Here is a 22,846-nt window from a genome sequence, read left to right as displayed (position 1 = left end):
TATTGCCTTGCACGCCAGCGCTGCACACAGCGTGACGCCGCACCGCAGCGCTCTCCGCGCGATCCGCCGATATGGCCGACATTTCGCCGCGCTGCCGGGATCAAAGGGCGTGCTGCGATCGTTGATTTCGCAGATGCGTTTTTGGTGGCGGATTCGGCAGGCCAAGCGATGCGTCATCGCCCGCCGAGGTGTAGAATTTGGTGATGTGCCACCTGCGCATCGTGGCGGAGAGCGCGATGAGACCAGCGACATCATCCACAACATCATGGCTTGCGACGGCGGTGATTGCCGCGGTGATGGCCACCAGCGGCGGCCTGGTGGCCGCGCAATCAGCGCCCGACAGCGAAAACGGCCGCTACACCATGACGCCGATTCAGGAGGGCGTGCTGCGGCTCGACACCCGCACCGGCACGGTCTCGACCTGCACCAGGAGCGGCGCCGGCTGGGCTTGCTACGCCGTGCCCGACGAACGTTCCGCGCTCGATGCCGAGATCGGCCGGCTCCAGGCCGAGGTCGAGAAGCTGAAGGGACAGCTTGCGGCCGGGCCGACCGTGTCGGGCAAAGTCGACGAGGCGCTGCCGAAATCAGATTCGCTGAAGAAGGCGGAGCCGAAGGTCGCCGAGGGCGACCGCAGGATCGAGATCCCGCTGCCCAGCGACCAGGACCTCGACCGTGCGATGTCGTTCCTAGAAAAGGCGTGGCGGCGGCTGATCGACATGGCCAACCGCGTGCAGAAGGACGTTTCGGGGAAGATTTAGCGCGCGGCGGGACGCCGTAGGGTGGGCAAAGGCGCCAAGCGCCGTGCCCACCAACTCGACCTCTTTGCGTGAATTCGGTGGGCACGCTTCGCTTTGCCCACCCTACGGCGGCTTCTGGAATTGAGAGAGATTTGATGACATCAGCCAGATCACTGACACGTTCAGCACCATCGACGGTGCAAGCCACCATCATCTCATCCTCACTGCTCACCGTGCAGACTCCGGGCCGCGGCTTCACCGATCTCACCGCGGAAGTCGCCAAATTCATCAGGGATGTTCACGCACGTGACGGCGCGCTGACGCTGTTCATCCGCCACACCTCGGCCTCGCTGACGATCCAGGAGAATGCCGATCCTTCCGTGCTCGTTGATCTCACGACGGCCCTATCGCGCCTAGCGCCCGAGAATGCGCCCTGGACTCACGACACCGAAGGGCCGGACGACATGCCCGCGCACGTCAAGACGATGCTGACGCAGACCTCGCTGCACGTGCCGGTGCTCGACGGCGTACTCGCGCTCGGCACCTGGCAGGCGATCTACCTCATCGAGCACCGCGCGCGTCCGCATCGGCGCGAAATCGTGCTGCAGTTCATCGGCAACAATCAATAAGCCCCAAAAGAAAACCGGCCGCGGATCGCTCCGCGGCCGGTTGACGAGACGCGTTGCGACGCGATCAGGTCTTGGTGATGTCGACGTCCTTGGTCTCGGGGACGAAGATCAGGCCGACGATGAAGGTCATCGACGCGATCGCAATCGGATACCAGAGACCTGCGTAGATATTGCCTGTTGCTGCGACCAGCGCGACCGCAATCGGCGGCAGCAAACCTCCGAACCAGCCGTTGCCGATATGATAGGGCAGCGACATGGAGGTGTAGCGGATCCGCGTCGGGAACAGCTCGACGAGAGCCGCAGCGATCGGGCCGTACACCATGGTCACGAGGATCGCGAGGTAGGTCAGGACGACGATCAGCATCGGCATGTTGATCGCGGCCGGATCGGCGCCCTTGATCGGGTAGCCTGCTTCGCCGACCGCAGCGGTCACCGCGGTCGTGAACGCCGTGCGGGCGGTGGCGAACGCCTTGGGATCAGCGCCAGCGCCGTTCACCGAGTCGAACGACTTGTTGCCGACCACGACCTTGGCAAGGCTGCCGGGCGCGCCCGGCTCCAGCTTGAAGTTCACCGACGACGCGATCAGCGCGTTGCGGGCGACGTCGCAGGAACTGGTGAATACCCGGCCGCCGACCGGGTCGAACAGCACGTTGCAGTCCTTCGGATCGGCGACGACGGACACCGGTGCATTGGCCAGCGCCTTCTCGAGCGCCGGGTTGGCGGCGGACGTCAGCAGGCTGAAGGCGAAATGATAGGTCAATGCGCCGAGCAAACAGCCCGCCAGGATGATCGGCTTGCGGCCGATCTTGTCCGAAAGCCAGCCGAAGAACAGGAAGCCCGCGGTCGCAATCGCCAGCGCGATAATGAGCGCGATGTCAGCCGAGTTCGCCGGGACCTTGAGCGTATTGACGAGGAAGACGCGGGCGTAGAACTGCCCACCGTACCAGATCACCGCTTGGCCCGCGGTGAGGCCGAACAGGGCGATCAGCGCGACCTTTCCATTCTGCCAATTGCCGAAGGCTTCCGACAGTGGCGCCTTGGAGCCCTTGCCTTCGTCCTTCATCTTCTGGAACAGCGGCGATTCGGACAGCTGCATGCGGATCCAGATCGAGATGCCGAGCAGCAGGATCGAGAGCAGATAGGGGATGCGCCAGCCACCCGAAAGCCCCGAGTCGCTGAATGCATCGGCACTCATGCTGTTACGGACGATGTAGACGACGAGCAACGACATGAACAGACCGATCGTGGCGGTGGTCTGAATCCAGGCCGTGTAAAATCCACGACGGCCCTGTGGCGCATGCTCGGCCACGTATGTCGCGGCGCCGCCATACTCTCCACCGAGCGCGAGGCCCTGCAGCAGACGCAAACCGATCAGGATCGTCGGAGCCAGCCAGCCGAGCGTCTGGTAGCCGGGCGTCAGGCCGACCAGGAAGGTCGACATGCCCATGATGGTGATCGTGACGAGGAAGGTATATTTGCGGCCGACCAGGTCACCGACGCGGCCGAACACCAGCGCGCCGAGAGGGCGAACCAGGAAGCCCGCCGAAAAGGTCAGGAGTGCGAAGATGAATTGCGTGTTGGCGTCGAATGCCGAGTAGAACGCCTTGCCGATCTGCGCTGCGGTCCAGCCGTACAGATAGAAATCGTACCATTCGAACACGGTACCGAGTGAAGATGCGAAGATGACCTTCTTCTCTTCGCCGGTCATTGTCCGCGCCCCGACGCCGCCGGCGGCCGCTGCCATTGTCATAGTTAGACTCCCCGAATTTCGTTTCCTCGCGTCCCGGCTGTCCGGCCATGCCGGATCAACCTGGGTCCTACCCCCAAGGTAACATCGGCGTGAAACCGGTCCCAATACGACTTTCGGCCTTGCGCACTGACACGCAACTGACGGTGCGGACCGGTAGTGCGGCGCCGTTGCACATGACTTGCGGATTAACCCCTTTCCCGTAAAGGAATAATGTGCCCTTGCATGCCACGGCCGGTCGGGGAAGAATTGACCATTGCGCCGGTCCGGACTACTGGCCCGGTTGCGAACGACAGCAAGAGATCGATGAGCGCTCCCTCCACCCATCTCGTCATCGCCGATGACCATCCGCTGTTCCGCGATGCGCTGCGGCAGGCGGTGGCTAGCGTCCTGAGCACGGCGAAGATCGACGAGGCCGGGTCGTTCGAGGATCTGACGAAACTGCTGGAGCAGACCTCCGACGTCGACCTGATTCTGCTCGACCTCTCGATGCCCGGCATCTCCGGCTTTTCCGGCCTGATTTATTTGCGCGCGCAATATCCGGCGATCCCGGTGGTGATCGTCTCGGCCTCCGACGACAGCGCCACGATCCGCCGCTCGCTCGATTTCGGCGCCTCCGGCTTCATCCCGAAGCGGTTCGGCGTCGAGACGCTGCGTGACGCCATCCTCAAGATCATGGACGGTGACGTCTGGGTTCCCGCGGACACCGATCTGTCAGCCGCCGCCGACCCCGACATGACGCGGCTGCGCGACCGCCTAGTGACGCTGACGCCGCAGCAGGTGCGGGTGTTGATGATGCTGTCCGAGGGATTGCTGAACAAGCAGATCGCCTATGAGCTCGGCGTCTCCGAGGCGACCATCAAGGCGCATGTCTCCGCGATCCTGCAAAAGCTCGGCGTCGAGAGCCGGACGCAGGCGGTGATCGCCGCGGCCAAAATCTCCGGCGGCCAGTGGAAGTCGGGCACGCCGACGGGGTGATCCATAATTTCCGTCATCCTGAGGCGCCGGAGCGTAGCGGAGGCCTCGAAGGATGAACGGCCCTGCTGTCTCCTCGGCCGTTCATCCTTCGAGGCTCGCCATCCGGTGCGTCGCACCGAATGGCTCGCGCCTCAGGATGACGGGTCACGCAAGGCCGAATTGCAGATTTCGTTCGAGGCCTCACTCCGCCGCCACCATCTGCTGCGTCCGCCATTGCCCGAGCAAAGCGCGCAGCGAAGCCGGCTTCACCGGCTTGTTCAGCACCGCGATCTTTTCCTCGCGCGCAGCCATCTGCACGGCGGGGCTGCGGTCGGCGGTGATCAGGATCGCGGGGATAGAGTCGCCGAAGCGGCGGCGGATGTCGCGGATGGCGGCGATGCCGTTGCCGCGGTCGAGGTGATAGTCGACGAGCAGGCCGGTGACGCGTTTGCCGGCGGCCTCGATCGCGGCGATTGCGCCCTCGGGATCGGTGACCGCGATCACCTCGGCATCCCAGGCCTTCAAGAGCGTTCGCATGCCGTCGAGGATCGCGGCATCGTTCTCGATGCAGACGATCAGCGCGCCGGAGATCGACATGCGCGCCAACGGGGTCGCGCTGGTCACCGCCGCGGTCAGCGTCACGGCCTTCGCCGTCGGGACGGTCACGGAGAACGACGAGCCGCGGCTCCTATTGGCGTCGATGGCTATGCCGTGGTTGAGCACGCGCGCCAGCCGCTCGACGATCGAGAGTCCCAGCCCCAGCCCGCGCGCGATCCGCGCGCCCTGCTCGAGGCGATGAAATTCCTTGAAGATCTCGCCGCGCTTGGCCAGCGGTATGCCGACGCCAGTATCGTAGACGCAGATCTTGAGCGAGGGGCCTTGGCGGCGGCAACCGACCAGCACGCGTCCGCGCGGGGTGTATTTGATCGCGTTGGAGATCAGGTTCTGGAGCAAGCGTCGCAGCAGCAGCCTATCCGACTCGACCGGCAGCGAGCTGGGCACGAAGGCGAGCTCGAGGTTCTTGGCGCGCGCGATCGGCGCGAACTCGATCTCCAGCGAGCGCATCAAATCGGCCATCTTGAAGCTCGAGATCGAGGTCGCCATCGCGCCGGCATCCAGCCGCGAGATATCGAGCAGCGCGCCGAGGATCTCTTCGATCGCCTGGAGCGATTCGTCGATGTTCTCGACCAGCCGCGTCTCCTCGCCGCTGTGCTGGCGCTCGACCAGGCTCGTGACATAGAGCCGCGCCGCGTTGAGCGGCTGGAGAATGTCGTGGCTGGCGGCCGCGAGGAAGCGCGTCTTGGAGATGCTGGCGTCTTCAGCCGAGCTCTTCGCCTGCGCCAGCTCCGAGTTCAGCCGGGTCAGCTCCTCGGTGCGGTCACGCACGCGCTTTTCGAGCGTCGCATTGGCGCGCTCCAGCGCTTCGGCCGCTTCGAAGGTGGGCGTGACGTCGGTGAAGGTGATGACGAAGCCGCCGCCGGGCATGCGGTTGGTCAGGATCTCGATCACCATGTGGCGTTCCAGCAGACGCTCCAGATAGGGCTCGCCGTCGGTGGTGTAGGCGGCAAGCCGCCGCTCCAGCATGGCTTCGCGCTCGATCGGATCGTCGGGATTGCTCACGCCCATGAATTCCAGGATCTCGCGCAACGGCGTGCCGAACTGGATGAAGTGCGGCGGCACGTTGAGGAGATCGCCGAACTGCCGGTTGGAGCAGATCAGTTGCAAATCTGCGTCGAACACCGCAATGCCCTGGCGCACATGGTTGAGCGCGGTCTGGAGGATCTCGCGGTTGAAATGCAGCGCCGCATGGGAATCGTCGAGCAGTTTTAGTGCGGCTTTGGCCGAGACCGTTCGTTTGCGCAGCAGGAGCGACATCACGAGGCGCGAGGACGCCGCCCCGATCGAGGAGGCGATCAGATGCTCGGCGTGCTGCAACAGCTCGAAATCGGCGGGTGCGGCGAGCTCCAGCCGCATATTGCGCCGCGCCGAGAACGCCTCGAAGGAATGCCGGGCGCGATCGGGGCCGAGATATTGCGCGACCGTGGTCTGGATGTCCTGCACCGTGATGGTGGTGCGCCAGCGGCGGAAGTTCGGAGCGATCGGGGCGAGCGTGTTGGGAACGAACAGATCGGCCTGCACGAGCTCGATGGAAGAGGGCCGACGCGCCAGCGACAGCAGCACGTAGGTGAGGATGTTGAGCGAGAGCGACCAGACGACACCATGCATCAGCGGCGGCAAATCGGCGCCGAACAGCGCCTGCGGCCGCAACGCCTCGATGCCGAAGGGGCCGTGCTGGAGCAGCAGGATTCCGGCCGTCGAGGAATCCATGAAGCTCGGAATGAACAGCGTGTAGAGCCACACCGCGAAACCGACCAGCATGCTGCCGATCGCGCCGCGCGCGGTGGCCCGGCGCCACAACAATCCGCCGAAGAAGCTCGGTGCGAGCTGCGCGATGGCGGCGAAGGAGAGCAGGCCGATCGCCGCGAGCTGGGTGTTGCCGAGCGCGCGATAGTAGAAATAGGCCATCACCATGATGGCGAAGATCGCGAGCCGCCGCGACCGCAGCAGGAAGTCGCCGAAATCCGCGCCGCCGGTGCGGCCCTCCGGCCGCCGTTGCAGCACCAGCGGCACCACGAGGTCGTTCGAGACCATGATGGAGAGTGCGACGCATTCGACGATCACCATCGCGGTCGCTGCCGACAGGCCACCGACGAAGACGGCGACGCTAAGCAGATCCGCGCCGCCCTCCATCGGCAGCGCCAGCACGTACATGTCGGGATCGGCGGCGCCGAATGGGAAGCTGACGAGGCCGGCGAGCGCGATCGGGATCACGAACAGATTGATGACGACGAGGTAGAGCGGAAACAGCCAGCGCGCGCGGCCGACCTCGGCATCCGAGGAGTTTTCGACCACGCTGACGTGGAACTGGCGCGGCAGCAGCATGATCGCACAGAGCGACAGCAGCGTCATGGTCAGGAAGTTGCCGATTGACGGCGAATAGTTGATGGCGCGCACCGCCTCCGGCGTCTTCATGGCGCGCTCGATCAGCTCGTGCGGCGAGAACATCCAGAAGGTGACGAAGATGCCGGCGGTGAGGAAGGCGACCAGCTTGATAATGGATTCGGTCGCCACCGCCAGCATCAGGCCGTGCTGGTGCTCGGTGGCGTCCGTGTGCCGCGTACCGAACAGCACGGCGAAGGCCGCCATCGCCAGCGTCACCATCAGCGCCATGTCGCCGAGGATCGGGATGTGGGAGAACGCCTGGTCCTCGCTCAGGATAACTTCGAGCGAGGAGGCGACCGCCTTGAGCTGGAGCGCGATATAGGGCACCGAGCCGATGATCGCGATCAGCGCCACGGTCGCCGCCACCGCCTGGCTCTTGCCGTAACGCGCGCCGATGAAGTCGGCGATCGAGGTGATGTTGTGGGCCTTCGCAAGCTGGATCACGCGGCGCAGCACGCCGGCGCCGAGCCCGATCATCAGGATCGGGCCGACATAGATCGCGAGGAAGTCGGTCGAGGTGCGGGTGGCGAAGCCGACCGAGCCGAAGAAGGTCCAGGAGGTGCAGTAGATCGCCAGCGACAGCGGATAGATCAGCCCGGACGCGCGACCGCGCCCGGCCGGCGAGCGGCGGTCGCCGTGGCTCGCCACCAGAAACAGGAAGCCGATATAGCCGAATGCGGCGGCAATCACGCCCCAATCGTGCAGCATGGTGAGCGCGCTCTCCCTGGACGCGGCAGCCCCGCGCCAGATCTCATTTTCCAAGCAAATTTCTAAGTAAATCTAGCGCGTTGGCCGGGCGCAAGCGATAGCGAAATGCCTTGTGGATGCAGGAATTGGCATTGTCGTTAAGCTGCTAACCCGGATGTCGTCCTGGCGAAGGCCAGGACCCATAACCACAGGACAGGCGTATGGGCACGCGGGTGGCTCCAGCGATCTGCAACAATTCACAGTCGGGGTAATGGGTCCTGGCTTTCGCCAGGACGACGATTACTCCGCCGCCAGCGACTTTTCGCGCAACGGCAGACCCAGGCGGTCCCAGACTTGCAGCAGGGCTTCGGCGAGCTGATCGATCAGGCCGTCATCGTGATAGGGCGACGGCGTGATGCGCAGGCGCTCGGTGCCCTTGGCGACGGTCGGATAGTTGATCGGCTGGATGTAGATGCCGTGATTTTCGAGCAGCAGGTCGGAGGCCTGCTTGCACTTCTCGGCATCGCCGATGAACAGCGGCACGATGTGGGTGTCGCTCGACATCACCGGCAGGCCGGCGGCATTGAGGATCGCCTTGACGCGGGCGGCGCGGTCCTGGTGGCGCTCGCGCTCCCAGTTCGAGGTCTTCAGATGCTTGATCGCGGCGGTCGCAGCCGAGCAGATTGCCGGCGGCAGCGCGGTGGTGAAGATGAAGCCCGGCGCGTAGGAGCGCACGGCGTCGATGATCTGGCCGTTGGCGGCAATGTAGCCGCCGAGGCAGCCGAACGCTTTTGCCAACGTACCTTCCAGAATGTCGATGCGATGCATCACGCCGTCACGCTCGGCAATGCCGCCGCCGCGCGGGCCGTACATGCCGACCGCATGGACTTCGTCGACATAAGTCATCGCGCCATACTTCTCGGCGAGATCGCAGATCTTGGCGAGCGGGGCGATGTCGCCGTCCATGGAGTAGAGGCTCTCGCAGGCGATCAGCTTCGGCCGGGCAGGGCCTGCGGCCTTCAAGAGGTCTTCGAGGTCGGCGAGGTCGTTGTGGCGGAACACGACCCGCTCGCAGCCGGATTGGCGGATGCCTTCGATCATCGAATTGTGGTTGAGCTCGTCCGACAGGATCAGGCAGTTCGGAATGAGTTTTGCGATGGTCGCGATACCGGTCTGGTTCGAGACATAGCCCGAGGTGAACAGCAGCGAGGCTTCCTTGCCGTGGAGATCGGCGAGCTCGGCCTCAAGCTGCACCAGCGGATGGTGCGTGCCGGCGATGTTGCGGGTGCCGCCGGCGCCGGTGCCGACCCGGGTCGCGGTCTCGACCATGGCGCCGACCACTTTCGGGTGCTGGCCCATGCCGAGATAATCGTTCGAGCACCAGATCACGACGTCGCGCTTGCCCTTGGGCGAGTGCCAGAGCGCATGCGGGAACCGGCCGGCGATACGCTCCAGGTCGGCGAACACGCGGTAGCGCCGCTCGGTGTGGAGACGATCGAGGGCGGAATTGAAGAACTGGCTGTAATCCATCGGCAAAAACCTGCAACGGAACCAAGGGGTCGCACTTTTTAGAGCTTTTCCAGCTCTAATGTCTATGCGCTATCCCACATTTGGGCAGGCGCGGCATTTGGGCAAAATGCCCTATCGGGCCCCGACATGGCTTGAACCGGATTGACGCGTTCACAGTGGTTTGTGCTCCTGCGGAGCGGTGTCCGTACACCGGCCTGATCGGCCTTTGCCTTTCTTGCGGGGGATCGCTCATGTTGCTGTGCGGTAGCAGCGGGCGCGAGTCCCCGCCGTGCTCGGCGGTTAAATATTGAAAGGACCTTCCATGAAACGCGTGATGATCCTCAACGGTCCCAATTTGAACCTGCTCGGCGTGCGTGAGCCGCACATCTATGGCATGACGACGTTGGCAGAGGTCAATGCGAGCTGCGAGGAGGCGGCCGTCAAGCTCGGGCTCGAGGTCGCCTGCCACCAGTCCAACCATGAGGGCGTTCTCATCGACCTGATCCAGGCGGCGCGGCAGGATGCCGATGCCATCATCATCAATCCGGCCGGCTTCTCCTTCACCTCGGTCTCGATCATGGACGCCATCAAGGCGTTCGAGGGCCCGGTGCTGGAGGTCCACATCTCCAACATCCACGCCCGCGACGAATATCACCGGCACTCGAAGATCTCGTTCGTGGCGACGGGCGTGATCTGCGGGCTGGGGCCGTATGGCTACATCGCGGCCATGCACGCGATTGCGCAGATGAAGTGATGAGTCGTGTGAGCGGCCAGTCGTTCCGCAAACTCGTCATGCCCGGGCATCCACGGACTCGTTTCAGCGTGAGAAGACCGTGGATGGCCGGGACAAGCCGGCCATGACGGTACCGCTCACGTCGTCCTGAACTGGAGCACGCCGTCTTTCGTCTCGGCCGTCAGCCGGCCCTCGACCAGCATGTAGTTGACATGGGCGACCAGTTCGCCGGCGGCAAAACCCATCTGGTGTTCGTCCAGCACATGCTTGTTGAACACCACCGGCACCAATACGCGCGAGGTCTGCGGCACTTCGCGGCAGGCTTCCGCGATCAGGCGGCAGCGCTCCTCGTGATGGTCGGCGAGCTGCTTGATGCGGGTCTTGAGTCCATAGAACGGCACGCCGTGGCCGGGCAGCACCAGCAAATCATAGGGCAGCGTAGTGGTGAGGCTTGCGAGCGAGGCCAGATATTCGCCGAGCGAGTTCTGGTCGGGCTCAACCGCCCAGACGCTGACGTTCGGCGAGATCTTGCTCAGCACCTGGTCGGCGGAGAGGAACAGCTTGTCGTCGGCGCAATACAGCATCACTTGGTCGAGCGCATGCCCGCCGCCGGTGATCACCTTGAAGCGCCGCGTGCCGATCACGACCTCGTCGCCATGCGAGATGCGACGGTAGGACGGCGGCAGTACCGACACCTGCTTCAGATAATCCTGGCCGCGGCCGAGCAGCTTTTCGGTGAGCGACTCGTCCATGCCGTGGCGGCGGAAGAACAGCCGCTGCGCGTTGCGCCGCTCCTCGGTGCCGCGGTTCTGGTGATAGACCGATTGCAGATATTCGACCTGCGACATCACCAGCGGGCAGTTGAACCGCTCGACGATCCAGCCCGCGAGCCCGACATGGTCGGGATGCGAATGCGTCACGATCAGCCGCGTGATGTGGACGCCCTTCAGCGGGCCGTCGAACAATTTCGTCCAGGCCTCGACCGTCTCTTCGTTGCCGAAGCCGGCATCGACCATGGCATAACCGTCGCCGTCGGCGAGCAGGTAGATGTTCACGTGGTTGAGGCGGAACGGCAGCTTCAGCCGCACCCACAGCACGCCGGGCCGTATCTCCACGACCTCTTCGGGGCTGGGATGCTGTTCCCAGGGGTAGCGCAGGGCCTCGGCGGAGGACTGCGCGGTGTCGCTCTTTGAATTCATGCTTCCGGCTTAAACCCAGAGGCCGCGCCGCGCCAGCCGAAAAAGGACGCGCGCGTGGCCTGCATAGCGGTCATTCCGGGTTACGGAACGGCGCCTTACGCCGCCCGCATATTGTTGAGGAACGCGTCGATCTCCCCGCGCAGCATGTCGGCCTCGCGGCGGAGCGCATCCGAAGCGCCAAGCACTTCGCTGGCCGCAGCACCCGCCTCGGCGGACGCCGTGGAGACGCCGACGATGTTGCTGGAGACCTCGCTGGTGCCGCCGGCCGCATGCTGGATGTTGCGGGCGATCTCGCGGGTGGCCGCGCCCTGTTCCTCGACCGCAGCTGCGATCGTCGTGGTGACGTTGTCGATCTCGCCGATGATCCGGCCGATGCCCTGGATGGCGCCGACGGCAGAGGTCGTGACCTGCTGCATGCTGGCGATCTGGGTACGGATCTCCTCCGTCGCCTTCGCGGTCTGGCTCGCGAGGCTCTTCACCTCGGAGGCGACCACGGCAAAGCCGCGGCCGGCTTCGCCCGCGCGCGCGGCCTCGATGGTGGCGTTGAGCGCGAGCAGATTGGTCTGCGATGCGATGGTCTGGATCAGGTCGACCACGACGCTGATGCGGCTGGCGCTGTCGGCAAGGCTCTGCACCGTGGCGTCGGTGGCACCTGCTTCTTCGACCGCCTTCTTGGCGATCGCCGCCGAGGTGACGACCTGCTTGCTGATCTCCTCGATCGAGGACGAGAGCTGCTCGGTGCCGGCCGACACGGTCTGCACGTTGACCGAGGTCTCTTCGGCCGCAGAAGCGACCGCATTGACCAGCGCGTTGGACTGGTCGGCGGTGTTCGACATGCTCTGCGCGGTCGACTGCATCGAGTTGGCCGATTGCGCAAGATTGTCGAGCGCGGAACGCACCGCGCCTTCGAATTCGGCGATCTTCGCCTCCATCTGCGCGGCACGCTCGGCCTTGACGACACGATCCTTGTCCTGCTCGCTCGCAAGCGCCCGGGCCTCGATCATGCTGTCGCGGAACACCGTCAGCGTCTCCTTCATCGCGCCGATCTCGTCATTCTGCCGGGAGCGGACGATCTCGGTGTCGAGATCGCCGGCCGAGAGCAGCTGCATCGCGTGCTGAAGTTCGCGGATCCGGCGCAGGATGTTGCGCCCGACATAGAGCCAGACGAACAGCGCCGAGCCGATCAGCGTCAGCGCACCCAGCGCCAGCGTCGTCGTGGTGGCGAGCGAAATCTCCCGGCGGGCCTGGAAGGTCGACGCATCAGTCTCCTTCTGCACGCCGTCGACCAGCTGCTGCACGCTGATGCCGAGACCGACATTCAGTTTGCGGGTCTCATCCAGGATGGTCTGGCCGTAATCGATCGAGTCGAGCTCTTTCTCGCGGATCTTGAATACGCCGGTCTTGCCCTCGCCAAAGGCGAACAGCTTTTGCACGGCGTCGCGCACCGCCTGCATCGAGGGAATGTTCGGGAGATCCTCGAGGTTCGACTTGACGCGGTCGCGCGTCGTCTTGAACTCCTTCTCGATCGCCTCCAGCGTGTCGCTGCTGTTGGCCGAGAGCGCGGCCATCATGTCGGCGGCCATCAGATTGCCGTTGGCGGAGACGGTCGAGATCTGCGCGACGGTGCGGGCGGCTTCGGTGGCATCGTCCGCGGAGAGGTCGGCGGCGCCGAGGATCGCGTTCAGGCGGGTCTGCGCGTCCAGCATCGCGGGACCGGCCGCGCCGGTGAAGGCGAGCTGGGATTTGCGCAGCGCCTCATACTGCTTGTCGTGCAGCGCGCCGGTGTCGAGCCGTTCGCGCGCGGCCGAGACCAGACTCTGCGTCGCTTCGTCGATGCTCTTGGCGGTGTCGCGCAGCGCGGTTGCGGTCTGCTTGTCGGCGCCGAGCTCGATGATCTCGCCGAGCTTGGCCATGGCGAGTTGCTGGATTTCCTGCACCTTCTTGGTGCGCTCCTTCAGTGCCTCGTCGGACGGCGATGCCAGGAGACCCGGCCCCTGCGCCGCGAGCGTCGCGCTTTGCGAGGCGAGCTGAAGGCTTGCGGAGAGGCGCGGGATGTCGCGGCCGCTCAGATCCATCATGGTCGAGCCCAGATGGTTGAACACGAAGCCGGCGCCGGCTGCGATCACCAGGCCCATGCCTGCGATCACCGCGAAGGCTGCAAACAGGCTGCCGCGCAGGCCCACTTTCGGCATTTTGAAACGAGGCCTGAAACGACCAAGGAAACGGCCAACACTCAGACGGATCGCCATCGAAATTCCCCCACACCCGTGATCTCTTATATTTTCGGCGCAGAGTATCCGTGGGGCGGGTTAAAAAATCGCAAGTTGCACAATTGGTTGGCTTGTTCCGCAGAGCGAAAAACGAAAGGGCCGGCAAAGCTGCCGGCCCTTGATAGCGAAGAGATTTTGACGCGCGATCAGTAGCGCGCGACGACCGGGCTCGCCCAGTTGAAGCGGTAGTTGACGCCCGCCTTGAAGGTATGGTCGTCGGTGGTGAAGTTGCCGGTGCCCGCCAGAGGGCCGCCAGTGAAGTGTGCGTCGCCGAAATTGTAGTACTGGTACTCGGCCTTGGCCGACCAGCTCGGAGCGAACATGTATTCGAGGCCAGCGCCGACGGTGTAGCCGTTGCGGTGATCGCCAGCGATGACGAAGGCCGCCGGCACGCCGCCGACCGTTACCTTCTCGTTGTTGTCCGAATAGGCGTAGCCGCCCTTTACGTAGAGGAGGCCCGGACCCCAGGTGTAGCCGACGCGACCGGTGATCGAGCCGAGGCCGCGCTGGTCGTTGGTGTAGGCCACGCCGCCCGGGAACACCGCGCCGACATTGCCGGAGAGCCAGGAATACTGGGCTTCGGCGCCGATCACGAAGTTCGGGTTGACCTGCCAATCAGCACCGGCCTGCAAGCCGCCGAGGAAACGGCCGTTGCCGTTGTTGCCGGTGGAGAGGCCGCTGAAATTGTTGTCGCTGGAGAACGCGCCGCCGACATGCGCACCGATATAGAATCCGGTCCAGTTGTAGATCGGCGCGGCATAGGCCGGCGCAGCCTTGTTGTAATAGGGGCGGGCGCCGAGATCGGCACCGACGGCCGGCGCGGCTGCGCCCACCACGAGCAGCGCCACGGTTGCAAACAGAATCTTCTTCATAGTCCAAACTCCAACACTCAGGTCCCCGGCAGGCGCGCTTTCCGCGCCGTCGTTGGTTTTGCAGATAGCTTGCTTTTGACGAAAATGCTGTCACATGCATGGCACAGCGACGCCCAACCTAACTTATTGGGCTGCAAATGATTTTCGTACTTAATGTCGGCTTAAGAAGTGCTGAAGGAAGGCTTAATTCGAGAGCCTTCGGGTAACTTGCGCGCGCCTTTCATTAACCAAGACGCCGCCGCGCCTCGTCGCGCATCTGCTCGCGGAATGCCGCGCGCTTTGCGGGCCGGTCTTCCTCGCGCACGTCGTGGCGGTCGAAGATGTCGAACTTCTCCAGGATCGGATAGCGCTCGCTTGCCATCGCGAGTACGCGCAGCACCTTGGTTGCCTCCACGGTCGGACCGCTCACCTCCCAGCGCCTGATCGTGACGGCGCCGGTCGGCGCCGGCAGGCCGCACAGTTTTGCCATGTCGGCAACCGTGAGCTCCCGGCCGAGCACCTCGGACAGGTCGGCGCGCAATTGCTTCAGTTCAGGGCCGGTCATGTCACCTCGATACGCGAAGTCGTTGAGGTGAATGCACTAGCGCTGATTCGGGTCCATCCGAAGGCAGGCATGATCGTGGTAGTGTTTCCGCGCCGGTCGAGCGTCAGCGAGGGGAAATCGTATGCCCGTGTTCAAGCTGCCCCTGTCGGGGGATGTGGTCCAGTCGATCTATCCGTCGTTCTTCAGTCCGACCGGTGGCCAGTTCGGCCTCGTCAACATCACCGTCGGGCAATCCTCGGCGCCTGATGTCGAGAAGGACGTGCTCTCTGACGTCGCCGGCTACGGCAAGCAGATCGGCCAGATCGCGGATGCTCTCCTCGCCGTGATCGAGCATCTGGAAACACATCCCGAAAATGTGCTCGCGGAGGACAAGGCGATCGCAGCCTTCAAGGAGCTCATGCATTCAGTCGCGACCGTCAAGGAGCGCCATGGCCGCAAGGCGTGCCGCCCGAAGCGGCGGTGATCCCTTGCAGCGTTGCTTCGGCACATTTGCGCATACACGGAGTTATGAACGGAGGCCTCTGGAACTCCTCCGCTGAGTGAACAGATGGCGCAATGGGCCCGCAGTGAATGAAGGAATCAGCCATGACAAGCATCAAACTCGCGATTACCACACTCATCACTGCCGGACTCCTTACTGCACCTTTTGCGGCTGAAGCAAGGAAGCACAGATCCAGCAGGCACTACACTACGAGCGTGATGGGCCCAACCTATGGAGGCTCCGGCGTGGCCGCGACGCAGCCCCGAGCGTACGGGGCGTCCGGACAGACGGTTGGGACAGTCACCGCGCCTTCGATCGGAACGTATAATTGGCCGTCGGTCGGCGTGACCAATTCAGTCCCGACCTGGAGCAACACCAACCCGAAGTAAAGAGGGCGCCTCTCCGCGCGAGAGACGACGACTTGCGGCGCCAGCAAATGCCGCCCATTCAGGTGCTGGAGGATTTGGTGCGAGAAGCCGTGCGATGCAAGGCCGGCTCAGACGCAGAGGTGATCGATACCTCCTGCGGCGAACGCTGCGCGATCCATCGCCGATATTGTCGCGTCCGGAATACGGTGGCGATTTGTTGCAGGATCAATGCCCGTAGCGGCGACACTTTTGGATCAGGGCTTCCGCCCCGGCTCAATCGCCGCAATTGGAATTTGACCACGGCCATGTTCGCGAGCGAAGCCAGGGTCTTGTTCTTCCATGTGATCGGCGGAAGTTGGGGCGCACTGTCCTTGCCGAGACGCCACTCGCGTGGCAAATGCGGGTCGATCGCCAGCGCCGTGCCGATGCCGACCATGTCGACGCCACTGTCGAGCACCTGATCGGCAATTGCGCGACGGCGGATGCCTCCGGTGATCATCAGCGGCATGCTGGCAACCGTTCTGATGTCGCGGGCAAAATCCAGAAAGTATGCCTCGCGGGCAAGCGTTCGGCCGTCGCGCGACTGGCCTTGCATCGCCGGCGCCTCGTAGCTCCCGCCCGAGAGCTCCACGAGGTCCACGTCGAGATGGTTGAGCATCTCCACCACCTGCCGGGCGTCATCGCTGCTGAATCCGCCGCGCTGGAAGTCGGCGGAGTTGAGCTTGACGGCGACCGCGAACCCCACTGATACCCGACCGCGAACGGCCCTCACGATCTCCAGCAGCAGGCGAGCCCGGTTCTCGAGCGAGCCGCCCCACGCATCCGTTCTTCGATTGGTGAGCGGCGAAAGGAATTGGCTGAGCAAATAGCCATGAGCGGCGTGGATCTCCACTCCGGTAAATCCGGCCTGCTCGCCCAGTTGAGCCGTCCGCGCGAAACGCGTGATGACATCAGCGATGAGATCCTCGGTCATCGCCTCCGGCATGGCGAAGCGACTGGACATCTTGCCGAGGTCCATCGGTACGGCCGAGGGTGCCCATGTCGTCTGGCCAAGATTGGCCTGCATCTGGCGACCCGGATGGTTGATCTGAAGCCAGACCTGCGCGCCTCTGGATCGGCCGATCTCGGCCCAGCGCCTGAACCTGTCCAAATGCCTGTCGTCCTCCAGCACGACGCCGCCCGGGCCTGTCATCGCGCGCCCGTCGACCATCACGTTGCCGGTGAGGATCAAGCCGGCCTCGCCATCTGCCCAGGACGCGTAGAGACGCATCAAGTCCTGCGACGGCGCCTGGTCCGCGTCGGCCATGTTCTCCTCCATCGCGGCCTTGGCGATGCGGTTGGGAATGACCGACCCATTGGGGAGCGTCAGCTTCTCGAACAGTTTCATGGAGCTCGTTTCATCGAAGAGTTGGCTTGATCGTGGCCCGACCCTACCCTTAAAGTTAACTTTAAGGTCAACCCCCGTTGAGGTCCGGTATGAGGATTGGAGAACTGGCGGCCCGTAGCGGCCTGACCGCGTCCCGCATTCGCTTCTACGAAGCGAGCGGCCTGATCAGTGCCGTCGAGCGCGGCGCGAACAATTATCGCGAGTACACGCCGGACGCGGTGCTGCTGCTGGAGATCATCACCAGCGCGCAGAATGCCGGATTCTCGCTTCAGGAGATTCGCCGCCTGATGCCGCCAAGGTTCGATGCAAGGTTCGATGCCTCGCACCATGACGAGCTTGTGGGCGCGCTCAAGCGGAAAGTTGCCGAAATCGAGGCGCTGCGCGGGCGGCTGGCTGAGAGCCTGGAGCGTCTGCACGGCATCATCGACACCATCGAGAACAGACCGGAAGGGTTGAGCTGCGGCGACAATGCGAAGCGAGTGATGACACGCTTCCGCAAACAGGGCGCGTCGGCGCCGAAGACGCGAAGAGCGCCCCGCGCGAGGTCGTCCTAGCGCGCGTCTGCGGAGCAATGCAACGTCAGCCTTCCGCGCTGCCCGCGGCAATCCCGAACACGAGACACGTCGTCGTCGCGTGCGCGAGCAGGCGGCCTTTTGCATCGGTGATTCGCGCTTCGGCGGTGGCGACGCGGCGGCCGGCGTTGAGCACGCGGCCTTCGGTGCGGATTACGCCGCTCGCTTCGCTCATGCCGCGCACGAACGAGATCTTGAATTCCAGTGTGGTGTAGCCGGTGCCCGCGGGCAGCGTGCTCTGCACTGCCAGCCCCATCGCGGAATCCAGCAGGATCGCGGCGTAGCCGCCATGGACCGAGCCGATCGGGTTGTAGTGGCGCATGCCCGGCACGCTGTGGATCACGACGATGCCGGGGTCGGCCGTGCAGTCGAACGGCTCGACCGTCTGCATGATTGGCGGCTCGGGCAATTGCCGCGCGAAGATCGCGCGGACGAAATCAAGGCCCGACATCGATGCCATCACCTCGATAGGTACGACGCCGTATTGAATTACCTGCTTGCTGGATTTGTCGTCCACCATCGCTCGCCCCCATGTCGCCATCCGCGGACTCGATGCGGGCATCATTCTTCAGAAGAATGGAGTTCCGGGTCAAGACCGGCAACGAGAATGCAACCCGCGAGCGGCCCTAAGCTCCCCGGCCTTCCTGTTTGCCAATCACGCAGCGCCATGCTGCCAGTCGTTCGGCCGGATGCTGGCGCATCCATTCGGCGAGCTGCGGCGCGCCCATCAGACAGGACTGCATCGAGACGTCGGCGAAGTCCGAGGTAGTGACGATCTGCTCGTGGCAATTGGCTGGAGAGGACAGACTACAGAGCACGGCGATGATTTTGATCACGAGAGATTGCTCACGCCATCACCGCCGATCGCCGCCTTGTCGTGCCGCACATTGACCGGATCAGCCGGCGGGAAGATGCTGTCATAGATCGCGCGTGCTTCCTGGATGAGGCGAACGCGTTCGCGCTCGGATTTTGAGACAAACTGAATAACCTGGCCCATGTCGGCCTCCAAATAGGTTGGTAGATTCATCATAAGATGACGAATATCATTCAATAGAGACATAGGGAGGGGGCTGCAGGTTTGCAGCTGCGCGGGTGGTCACGAGGGATAAAAAACCCGTGACTGCTTTGTTGTGGGGGCGGAACGGGATACCGGAACGATGCGCCGCCTCGCAGCGGCAGCGCGCACTCCTTCCGTCGCTGCATCGTGATGGAGTGTTGACCCAGCAGTATGATCGTGTTGTGGCACATTTTCGCACGCGTGGCGTTGTAAAGTGGCTCAGTGCAGGAGCGGTTCGACGAACGGACGGCTGACGCGACTGAGGCTTCGCGCCGGAAAGGATCAGCCATGACAAGAACGAGACACTTCGTTGCCGCACTTATCGCCGTCGGATTTGCCGCATCGCCGTTTGCTGCAAGCGCGCAGACATCTGCGACGGGCGCACAAAGCAGCACGCACAGCACCCCCGGAGCGCCGGTGCAGCAAGGCACGATTGGAAATTCCGGGCAGACTGTCGGGACGGTGACGGCGCCGTCGGTCGGAACGTCTACTCAGCCCTCTGTCGGCGTGACCAACTCAGTCCCCACCTGGAATAACACCAATCCCCGAGCCAAGTAGCGACCCGCGATCGGCGGCCCTCACGCCGCCGGCGCGCGCGCCTTCTGCCCCGGCACCGCCGCAAGCAGTTCGCGGGTGTAGGGATGCTCCGGCGCGGCGAAGAGCTGCGCGGTCGGCTTCAGCTCGACGATGGCACCGCGCTGCATCACCGCGATGCGGTCGCAGATTTGCGCGGCGACGCGGAGGTCGTGGGTGATGAACAGCATCGAGAGTCCGAGGCGCGCCTTGAGGTCTTCGAGCAGCCTCAACACCTGTGCCTGCACGGAGACGTCCAGCGCGGAGACGGCTTCGTCGGCGACGATGATCTCCGGCTCGAGCGCGAGCGCACGCGCGATGCCGACGCGTTGGCGCTGGCCGCCGGAGAATTCGTGCGGGTAGCGATCGAGCGCGCCGGCGTCGAGGCCGACCATTTTGAGCAGATCGCGGGCGCGCTCGAATGCCACCTTCGGATCGGTACCGGCCGCGATCGGGCCGTCGGCGATGATGTGCCCGATCTTGCGGCGCGGATTGAGCGAGGCGAACGGATCCTGGAAGATCATCTGGATGCGATGGCGCTCGGCGCGTAGCGCCTTGCCGGAAAGTGATGTGAGGTCGGTCTCGCCGATCCGCACCGTGCCGCGATCGGCCTCGATCAGCCGCATCACCAGCCGGGCCACGGATGATTTACCCGACCCGGACTCGCCGACGAGGCCGAGCGTCTCACCCTTGAGGATCGTGAAGTTGACTTCGCGCGCAGCATCGACGCGGCGGTCTTCGCGAAACCAGCCGCCCGAGGTGACGTAGGTCTTGTCCAGTCCGATCACTTCGACGGCCTTGGCCTGGTCATCGAGCGGCTCGCGCGCCGGCGGGTCCATCGTCGGCACGGCGGCGAGCAGTGCCTTGGTGTAATCGTGCTGCGGATTGTTGAAGACGGTCGCGGCCGGGCCTTCCTCCACGACCTTGCCATGCCTGAGCACCACCACCTGGTCGGCGATATCTGCAACCACGCCGAAATCATGGGTGATGAACATCACCGCCATGTTGCGATTGCGCTGGAGGTTGCGGATCAGCTTGAGGATCTGCGCCTGCGTGGTGACGTCGAGCGCGGTAGTGGGCTCGTCCGCCACCAATACGGCCGGTTCGAGCGCGAGCGCCATCGCGATCATGGCGCGCTGACGCTGGCCGCCGGAGAGCTGGTGCGGATAGGCGCGCACGATGCGCTCGGGGTCGGGCAGGCCGACCTCGCGGGCAAGCGACAAAGCCTTGGCGCGCCGGTCCCTCGGCGTGAGCAGGCCGTGGGCCTCGAACATCTCCGCCATCTGATCGCCGATCCGCATCAAAGGATTGAGTGCGGTCATCGGCTCCTGAAAGATCATCGCGAGCCGGCGGCCGCGCAGATCGCGCCAGCCATCGTCGTCGAGCTTGAGCAGGTCGCGGCCTTCGAACATGATCTCGCCGGAGGTGACCTCGACCGTATCAGGCAGCAGACCCATCAGCGCATGCGCGCACATCGATTTGCCGGAGCCGGATTCGCCGACCACGCAGACGATCTTGCCAGCCTTCAGGTCCAGCGAGATGCCGTCGACCGCGAACTGCCGCTCAGCGCTCTTGGGCAGCGCGATCCGCAAGTTCTTGATGGAGACGGTGGCGGGTGCGGTCATGGTCAACGCCCCTCGCGCGACAGCCGCGGATTGAGCGCATCGTTGAGGCCTTCACCGATCAGGTTCAGCCCGAGCACCGAGATCAGGATGGCGACGCCGGGAAACACGGTGATCCACCAGGCCTGCCGGATCACGGTGCGGCCAGCGCCGACCATGTAGCCCCAGGAGATCAGATTGGGATCGCCGAGGCCGAGGAATGACAGCGAGGATTCCAGCAGGATCGCAGTCGCGACCATCAGCGAGGCCAGCACGATCACCGGCGACAGCGCGTTGGGCAAAATCTCGCGGAGGATGATCCAGGTGTTGCTCTGGCCGGTGACGACGGCCGCCTGAACATATTCCCGCGTGCGCAGCGACAGCACCTCACCGCGGACGAGACGGGCGACCGGTGGCCAGCTCACCACCGCGATCGAGGTCACGATCGAATAGATCGAGGGTTGCAGGATCGCGACCAGCACGATCGCTAGCGCGAAGCTCGGAATGGTCTGGAAGAATTCGGTGAAGCGCATCAGGGCGTCGTCGACCCTGCCGCCGAAATAGCCGGCCATGGCGCCGATCGGCACGCCGACGATCAGTGCGACCAGCGTCGACACCAGGCCAACGAGCAGTGATACCCGTGCGCCAAAGATCATGCCGGCAAAGACATCGCGGCCGAGCGCGTCGGTGCCGAGCGGCACGGTAGAGAGCGTGAAGGGCGGCAGGAACGGCCGCTGCACCATGCGCCAGGGCGAGTTCGGAAACAGCAGCGGTCCGAACACCGCAATCGCAATGGCGAGCAGCAGGATGACGAGCCCGATGACACCGCTCGGGCTCTTCAGCATCGATTTCCAGAACTGTTTCATGTGGCGTATTCGATGCGCGGATCGACCAGGCGATAGACCAGGTCAGTGATGAGGTTGAAGATCAGGACCATGACCGAGCAGGTCACGAAGACGCCGAGCAACAGATTGTAGTCGCGCTGGAGCAGCGCGTCGTACATCAGCCGCCCGATGCCGGGCCAGGCGAACACGGTCTCGGTGATGACGGCGCCGCCGATCAGCGTGCCGGCATGCACGCCGGCGAGCGTCACCACCGGCAACAGCGCGTTGCGCAACACGTGGCGGCGCTGAATCACGGCGTCCGAGAGGCCCTTGGCGCGTGCGGTCTTGACGAAGTCGAGCCGCTTCACCTCCAGCATGGAGGCGCGCGTCATGCGGGTGTAGGTCGCCATGAAGAACAGGCCGAGGGTCATCGCCGGCATGATCAGATGCGCGCCGACGTCGAGCACATGGGCAAGCCCGGTATAGTTGGCGCCGACCGTCTCGTAGCCGAAGCTCGGCAGCCAATCGACCGTGACCGAGAACAGCAGGATTCCCATCAGAGCCACCCAGAAGATCGGCATGGCGTAGAAGATCAGCGCGAAGACGGTGATGGCGGTGTCGAGAAAGGTTCCGGCAAAGCGCGCGGCGAAGGTGCCGAACAGCACGCCGAGCACGAGCGAGATCGTGAACGCCGTCAGCGTCAAAAGCAGTGTTGCCGGCAACCGCTCGAGAATCAGCTTCGATACCGGTGCCTGCTGCCGGAACGAGAAGCCGAGATCGAACGTGGCGATGCCTCTGACGTAGATGAACAGCTGCTCGGGCAGCGGCTTGTCGAGGCCGAATTTTTCCCGCAACTGCTGGACGAAGACCTGATCGCTGGCCCCGGCCTCGCCCGCCATCACGGCAGCGGGGTCGCCGGGCGCAAGCCGGATCAGGAAGAAATTGAGGACGACGATCGCGAGCAGCACGATCACGCCCTTCACGACACGCTGAGCGACGAAGGAGAGCATAGTTAGAACGACGCTTGTTTGACTTGAGTGCCACCGTGGTGACGGTGTGCTCCCTCTCCCGCTTGCGGGGGAGGGTTGGGGTGGGG

Annotated in this window: 22 protein-coding genes; 8 read left to right on the top strand and 14 right to left on the bottom strand. The window is 64.1% G+C overall.

Annotation, left to right across the window (positions count from 1 at the left end; translation table 11 throughout):
* Positions 1–236 precede the first annotated feature (236 nt).
* Together UP06_RS21915 and UP06_RS21910 are read left to right on the top strand one after the other, a co-directional pair.
* Complete coding sequence (locus UP06_RS21915; protein ID WP_045005803.1) at positions 237–758, top strand: hypothetical protein; 522 nt, start codon at positions 237–239, stop codon at positions 756–758.
* Between the two features lie 134 nt (positions 759–892).
* Positions 893–1,366, top strand: a complete 474-nt coding sequence (locus tag UP06_RS21910; protein WP_045005658.1) for a secondary thiamine-phosphate synthase enzyme YjbQ — start codon at positions 893–895, stop codon at positions 1,364–1,366.
* A 64-nt stretch (positions 1,367–1,430) separates the two neighbouring features.
* Here UP06_RS21910 and UP06_RS21905 read toward each other — a convergent pair whose 3' ends face one another.
* Complete coding sequence (locus tag UP06_RS21905; protein ID WP_156163112.1) at positions 1,431–3,116, bottom strand: MFS transporter; 1,686 nt, start codon at positions 3,114–3,116, stop codon at positions 1,431–1,433.
* Positions 3,117–3,419: 303 nt separating this feature from the next.
* Here UP06_RS21905 and UP06_RS21900 point away from each other — a divergent pair, with 303 nt between their 5' ends.
* Positions 3,420–4,091 (top strand): response regulator, encoded by a 672-nt coding sequence (locus tag UP06_RS21900; protein ID WP_045005656.1) that lies wholly within the window; start codon positions 3,420–3,422, stop codon positions 4,089–4,091.
* A 180-nt stretch (positions 4,092–4,271) separates the two neighbouring features.
* On the opposite strand, the gene UP06_RS21895 is transcribed toward UP06_RS21900, so the two are convergent.
* Entirely contained in the window at positions 4,272–7,781 is a 3,510-nt protein-coding gene (locus tag UP06_RS21895; protein WP_045005801.1) for a PAS domain-containing hybrid sensor histidine kinase/response regulator, read from the bottom strand.
* A 279-nt stretch (positions 7,782–8,060) separates the two neighbouring features.
* Positions 8,061–9,290 carry a 5-aminolevulinate synthase gene (hemA, locus tag UP06_RS21890; RefSeq protein ID WP_045005655.1) on the bottom strand — a complete coding sequence of 410 codons (1,230 nt, stop codon included), beginning with the start codon at positions 9,288–9,290 and terminating at the stop codon, positions 8,061–8,063.
* A gap of 301 nt (positions 9,291–9,591) precedes the next feature.
* Here hemA and aroQ point away from each other — a divergent pair, with 301 nt between their 5' ends.
* Positions 9,592–10,023 carry a type II 3-dehydroquinate dehydratase gene (aroQ, locus tag UP06_RS21885; RefSeq protein WP_045005653.1) on the top strand — a complete coding sequence of 144 codons (432 nt, stop codon included), beginning with the start codon at positions 9,592–9,594 and terminating at the stop codon, positions 10,021–10,023.
* Positions 10,024–10,139: 116 nt separating this feature from the next.
* On the opposite strand, the gene UP06_RS21880 is transcribed toward aroQ, so the two are convergent.
* The 4 genes from UP06_RS21880 to UP06_RS21865 all read right to left on the bottom strand — a co-directional run bounded on the left by UP06_RS21880 (position 10,140) and on the right by UP06_RS21865 (position 14,887).
* Positions 10,140–11,201 carry an MBL fold metallo-hydrolase gene (locus UP06_RS21880; protein WP_045005651.1) on the bottom strand — a complete coding sequence of 354 codons (1,062 nt, stop codon included), beginning with the start codon at positions 11,199–11,201 and terminating at the stop codon, positions 10,140–10,142.
* A 95-nt stretch (positions 11,202–11,296) separates the two neighbouring features.
* Positions 11,297–13,450 carry a methyl-accepting chemotaxis protein gene (locus UP06_RS21875; protein WP_045005649.1) on the bottom strand — a complete coding sequence of 718 codons (2,154 nt, stop codon included), beginning with the start codon at positions 13,448–13,450 and terminating at the stop codon, positions 11,297–11,299.
* A 167-nt stretch (positions 13,451–13,617) separates the two neighbouring features.
* Positions 13,618–14,343 carry an outer membrane protein gene (locus tag UP06_RS21870; RefSeq protein WP_045005648.1) on the bottom strand — a complete coding sequence of 242 codons (726 nt, stop codon included), beginning with the start codon at positions 14,341–14,343 and terminating at the stop codon, positions 13,618–13,620.
* A gap of 223 nt (positions 14,344–14,566) precedes the next feature.
* Positions 14,567–14,887: a hypothetical protein gene (locus UP06_RS21865; protein WP_045005647.1), complete on the bottom strand. Its 321-nt coding sequence runs from the start codon at positions 14,885–14,887 to the stop codon at positions 14,567–14,569.
* 121 nt (positions 14,888–15,008) lie between these two features.
* Here UP06_RS21865 and UP06_RS21860 point away from each other — a divergent pair, with 121 nt between their 5' ends.
* Both UP06_RS21860 and UP06_RS42160 read left to right on the top strand, forming a co-directional pair.
* Positions 15,009–15,350 (top strand): hypothetical protein, encoded by a 342-nt coding sequence (locus tag UP06_RS21860; protein WP_045005646.1) that lies wholly within the window; start codon positions 15,009–15,011, stop codon positions 15,348–15,350.
* Between the two features lie 122 nt (positions 15,351–15,472).
* A complete protein-coding gene (locus tag UP06_RS42160) occupies positions 15,473–15,757 on the top strand; it encodes a hypothetical protein (RefSeq protein WP_082081545.1) in 285 nt (94 codons plus the stop codon).
* Positions 15,758–15,815: 58 nt separating this feature from the next.
* On the opposite strand, the gene UP06_RS21855 is transcribed toward UP06_RS42160, so the two are convergent.
* Complete coding sequence (locus tag UP06_RS21855) at positions 15,816–17,123, bottom strand: NADH:flavin oxidoreductase/NADH oxidase family protein (protein WP_082081541.1); 1,308 nt, start codon at positions 17,121–17,123, stop codon at positions 15,816–15,818.
* An 89-nt stretch (positions 17,124–17,212) separates the two neighbouring features.
* Here UP06_RS21855 and UP06_RS21850 point away from each other — a divergent pair, with 89 nt between their 5' ends.
* Positions 17,213–17,677: a MerR family transcriptional regulator gene (locus UP06_RS21850; RefSeq protein WP_045005643.1), complete on the top strand. Its 465-nt coding sequence runs from the start codon at positions 17,213–17,215 to the stop codon at positions 17,675–17,677.
* Between the two features lie 25 nt (positions 17,678–17,702).
* On the opposite strand, the gene UP06_RS21845 is transcribed toward UP06_RS21850, so the two are convergent.
* The 3 genes from UP06_RS21845 to UP06_RS41585 form a co-directional block, all read right to left on the bottom strand.
* Entirely contained in the window at positions 17,703–18,215 is a 513-nt protein-coding gene (locus UP06_RS21845) for a PaaI family thioesterase (RefSeq protein ID WP_045005642.1), read from the bottom strand.
* A 106-nt stretch (positions 18,216–18,321) separates the two neighbouring features.
* Positions 18,322–18,531, bottom strand: coding sequence for a hypothetical protein (locus tag UP06_RS21840; protein WP_045005640.1), 210 nt, complete (start codon positions 18,529–18,531; stop codon positions 18,322–18,324).
* On the bottom strand, positions 18,528–18,692 hold the full coding sequence (locus UP06_RS41585; RefSeq protein WP_197087341.1) for a hypothetical protein: 165 nt from the start codon (positions 18,690–18,692) through the stop codon (positions 18,528–18,530). Before UP06_RS41585 ends, UP06_RS21840 begins: the two co-directional genes overlap by 4 nt.
* A 348-nt stretch (positions 18,693–19,040) precedes the next feature.
* Here UP06_RS41585 and UP06_RS42705 point away from each other — a divergent pair, with 348 nt between their 5' ends.
* Positions 19,041–19,310, top strand: a complete 270-nt coding sequence (locus UP06_RS42705; RefSeq protein ID WP_082081549.1) for a hypothetical protein — start codon at positions 19,041–19,043, stop codon at positions 19,308–19,310.
* A 20-nt stretch (positions 19,311–19,330) separates the two neighbouring features.
* On the opposite strand, the gene UP06_RS21830 is transcribed toward UP06_RS42705, so the two are convergent.
* The 3 genes from UP06_RS21830 to UP06_RS21820 are packed head-to-tail and all read right to left on the bottom strand — an operon-like array spanning position 19,331 to position 22,760.
* The gene (locus UP06_RS21830; protein ID WP_045005636.1) at positions 19,331–20,950 is read right to left on the bottom strand and encodes an ABC transporter ATP-binding protein; all 1,620 of its coding nucleotides are present in this window, start codon (positions 20,948–20,950) and stop codon (positions 19,331–19,333) included.
* A 2-nt stretch (positions 20,951–20,952) separates the two neighbouring features.
* The gene (locus UP06_RS21825) at positions 20,953–21,792 is read right to left on the bottom strand and encodes an ABC transporter permease (protein WP_045005634.1); all 840 of its coding nucleotides are present in this window, start codon (positions 21,790–21,792) and stop codon (positions 20,953–20,955) included.
* Positions 21,789–22,760, bottom strand: coding sequence for an ABC transporter permease (locus tag UP06_RS21820; protein ID WP_045005632.1), 972 nt, complete (start codon positions 22,758–22,760; stop codon positions 21,789–21,791). Before UP06_RS21820 ends, UP06_RS21825 begins: the two co-directional genes overlap by 4 nt.
* Positions 22,761–22,846 lie beyond the last annotated feature (86 nt).

Origin of the sequence: Bradyrhizobium sp. LTSP857 (genome assembly GCF_000938285.1) — a bacterium.
Lineage (GTDB): Bacteria > Pseudomonadota > Alphaproteobacteria > Rhizobiales > Xanthobacteraceae > Bradyrhizobium.
Note: the sequence above shows the minus strand (reverse complement) of the source record. Positions and strands in the feature narration are given on the sequence as shown.

What these genes read in the sequence shown, in the direction of transcription:
- UP06_RS21915 (WP_045005803.1), top strand. Translation starts at nt 237, where the DNA reads ATGAGACCAGCGACATCATCCACAACATCATGGCTTGCGACGGCGGTG.
- UP06_RS21910 (WP_045005658.1), top strand. Translation starts at nt 893, where the DNA reads ATGACATCAGCCAGATCACTGACACGTTCAGCACCATCGACGGTGCAA.
- UP06_RS21905 (WP_156163112.1), bottom strand. Translation starts at nt 3,116, where the DNA reads ATGACAATGGCAGCGGCCGCCGGCGGCGTCGGGGCGCGGACAATGACC.
- UP06_RS21900 (WP_045005656.1), top strand. Translation starts at nt 3,420, where the DNA reads ATGAGCGCTCCCTCCACCCATCTCGTCATCGCCGATGACCATCCGCTG.
- UP06_RS21895 (WP_045005801.1), bottom strand. Translation starts at nt 7,781, where the DNA reads ATGCTGCACGATTGGGGCGTGATTGCCGCCGCATTCGGCTATATCGGC.
- hemA (WP_045005655.1), bottom strand. Translation starts at nt 9,290, where the DNA reads ATGGATTACAGCCAGTTCTTCAATTCCGCCCTCGATCGTCTCCACACC.
- aroQ (WP_045005653.1), top strand. Translation starts at nt 9,592, where the DNA reads ATGAAACGCGTGATGATCCTCAACGGTCCCAATTTGAACCTGCTCGGC.
- UP06_RS21880 (WP_045005651.1), bottom strand. Translation starts at nt 11,201, where the DNA reads ATGAATTCAAAGAGCGACACCGCGCAGTCCTCCGCCGAGGCCCTGCGC.
- UP06_RS21875 (WP_045005649.1), bottom strand. Translation starts at nt 13,450, where the DNA reads ATGGCGATCCGTCTGAGTGTTGGCCGTTTCCTTGGTCGTTTCAGGCCT.
- UP06_RS21870 (WP_045005648.1), bottom strand. Translation starts at nt 14,343, where the DNA reads ATGAAGAAGATTCTGTTTGCAACCGTGGCGCTGCTCGTGGTGGGCGCA.
- UP06_RS21865 (WP_045005647.1), bottom strand. Translation starts at nt 14,887, where the DNA reads ATGACCGGCCCTGAACTGAAGCAATTGCGCGCCGACCTGTCCGAGGTG.
- UP06_RS21860 (WP_045005646.1), top strand. Translation starts at nt 15,009, where the DNA reads ATGCCCGTGTTCAAGCTGCCCCTGTCGGGGGATGTGGTCCAGTCGATC.
- UP06_RS42160 (WP_082081545.1), top strand. Translation starts at nt 15,473, where the DNA reads ATGACAAGCATCAAACTCGCGATTACCACACTCATCACTGCCGGACTC.
- UP06_RS21855 (WP_082081541.1), bottom strand. Translation starts at nt 17,123, where the DNA reads ATGAAACTGTTCGAGAAGCTGACGCTCCCCAATGGGTCGGTCATTCCC.
- UP06_RS21850 (WP_045005643.1), top strand. Translation starts at nt 17,213, where the DNA reads ATGAGGATTGGAGAACTGGCGGCCCGTAGCGGCCTGACCGCGTCCCGC.
- UP06_RS21845 (WP_045005642.1), bottom strand. Translation starts at nt 18,215, where the DNA reads ATGGTGGACGACAAATCCAGCAAGCAGGTAATTCAATACGGCGTCGTA.
- UP06_RS41585 (WP_197087341.1), bottom strand. Translation starts at nt 18,692, where the DNA reads ATGGGCCAGGTTATTCAGTTTGTCTCAAAATCCGAGCGCGAACGCGTT.
- UP06_RS42705 (WP_082081549.1), top strand. Translation starts at nt 19,041, where the DNA reads ATGACAAGAACGAGACACTTCGTTGCCGCACTTATCGCCGTCGGATTT.
- UP06_RS21830 (WP_045005636.1), bottom strand. Translation starts at nt 20,950, where the DNA reads ATGACCGCACCCGCCACCGTCTCCATCAAGAACTTGCGGATCGCGCTG.
- UP06_RS21825 (WP_045005634.1), bottom strand. Translation starts at nt 21,792, where the DNA reads ATGAAACAGTTCTGGAAATCGATGCTGAAGAGCCCGAGCGGTGTCATC.
- UP06_RS21820 (WP_045005632.1), bottom strand. Translation starts at nt 22,760, where the DNA reads ATGCTCTCCTTCGTCGCTCAGCGTGTCGTGAAGGGCGTGATCGTGCTG.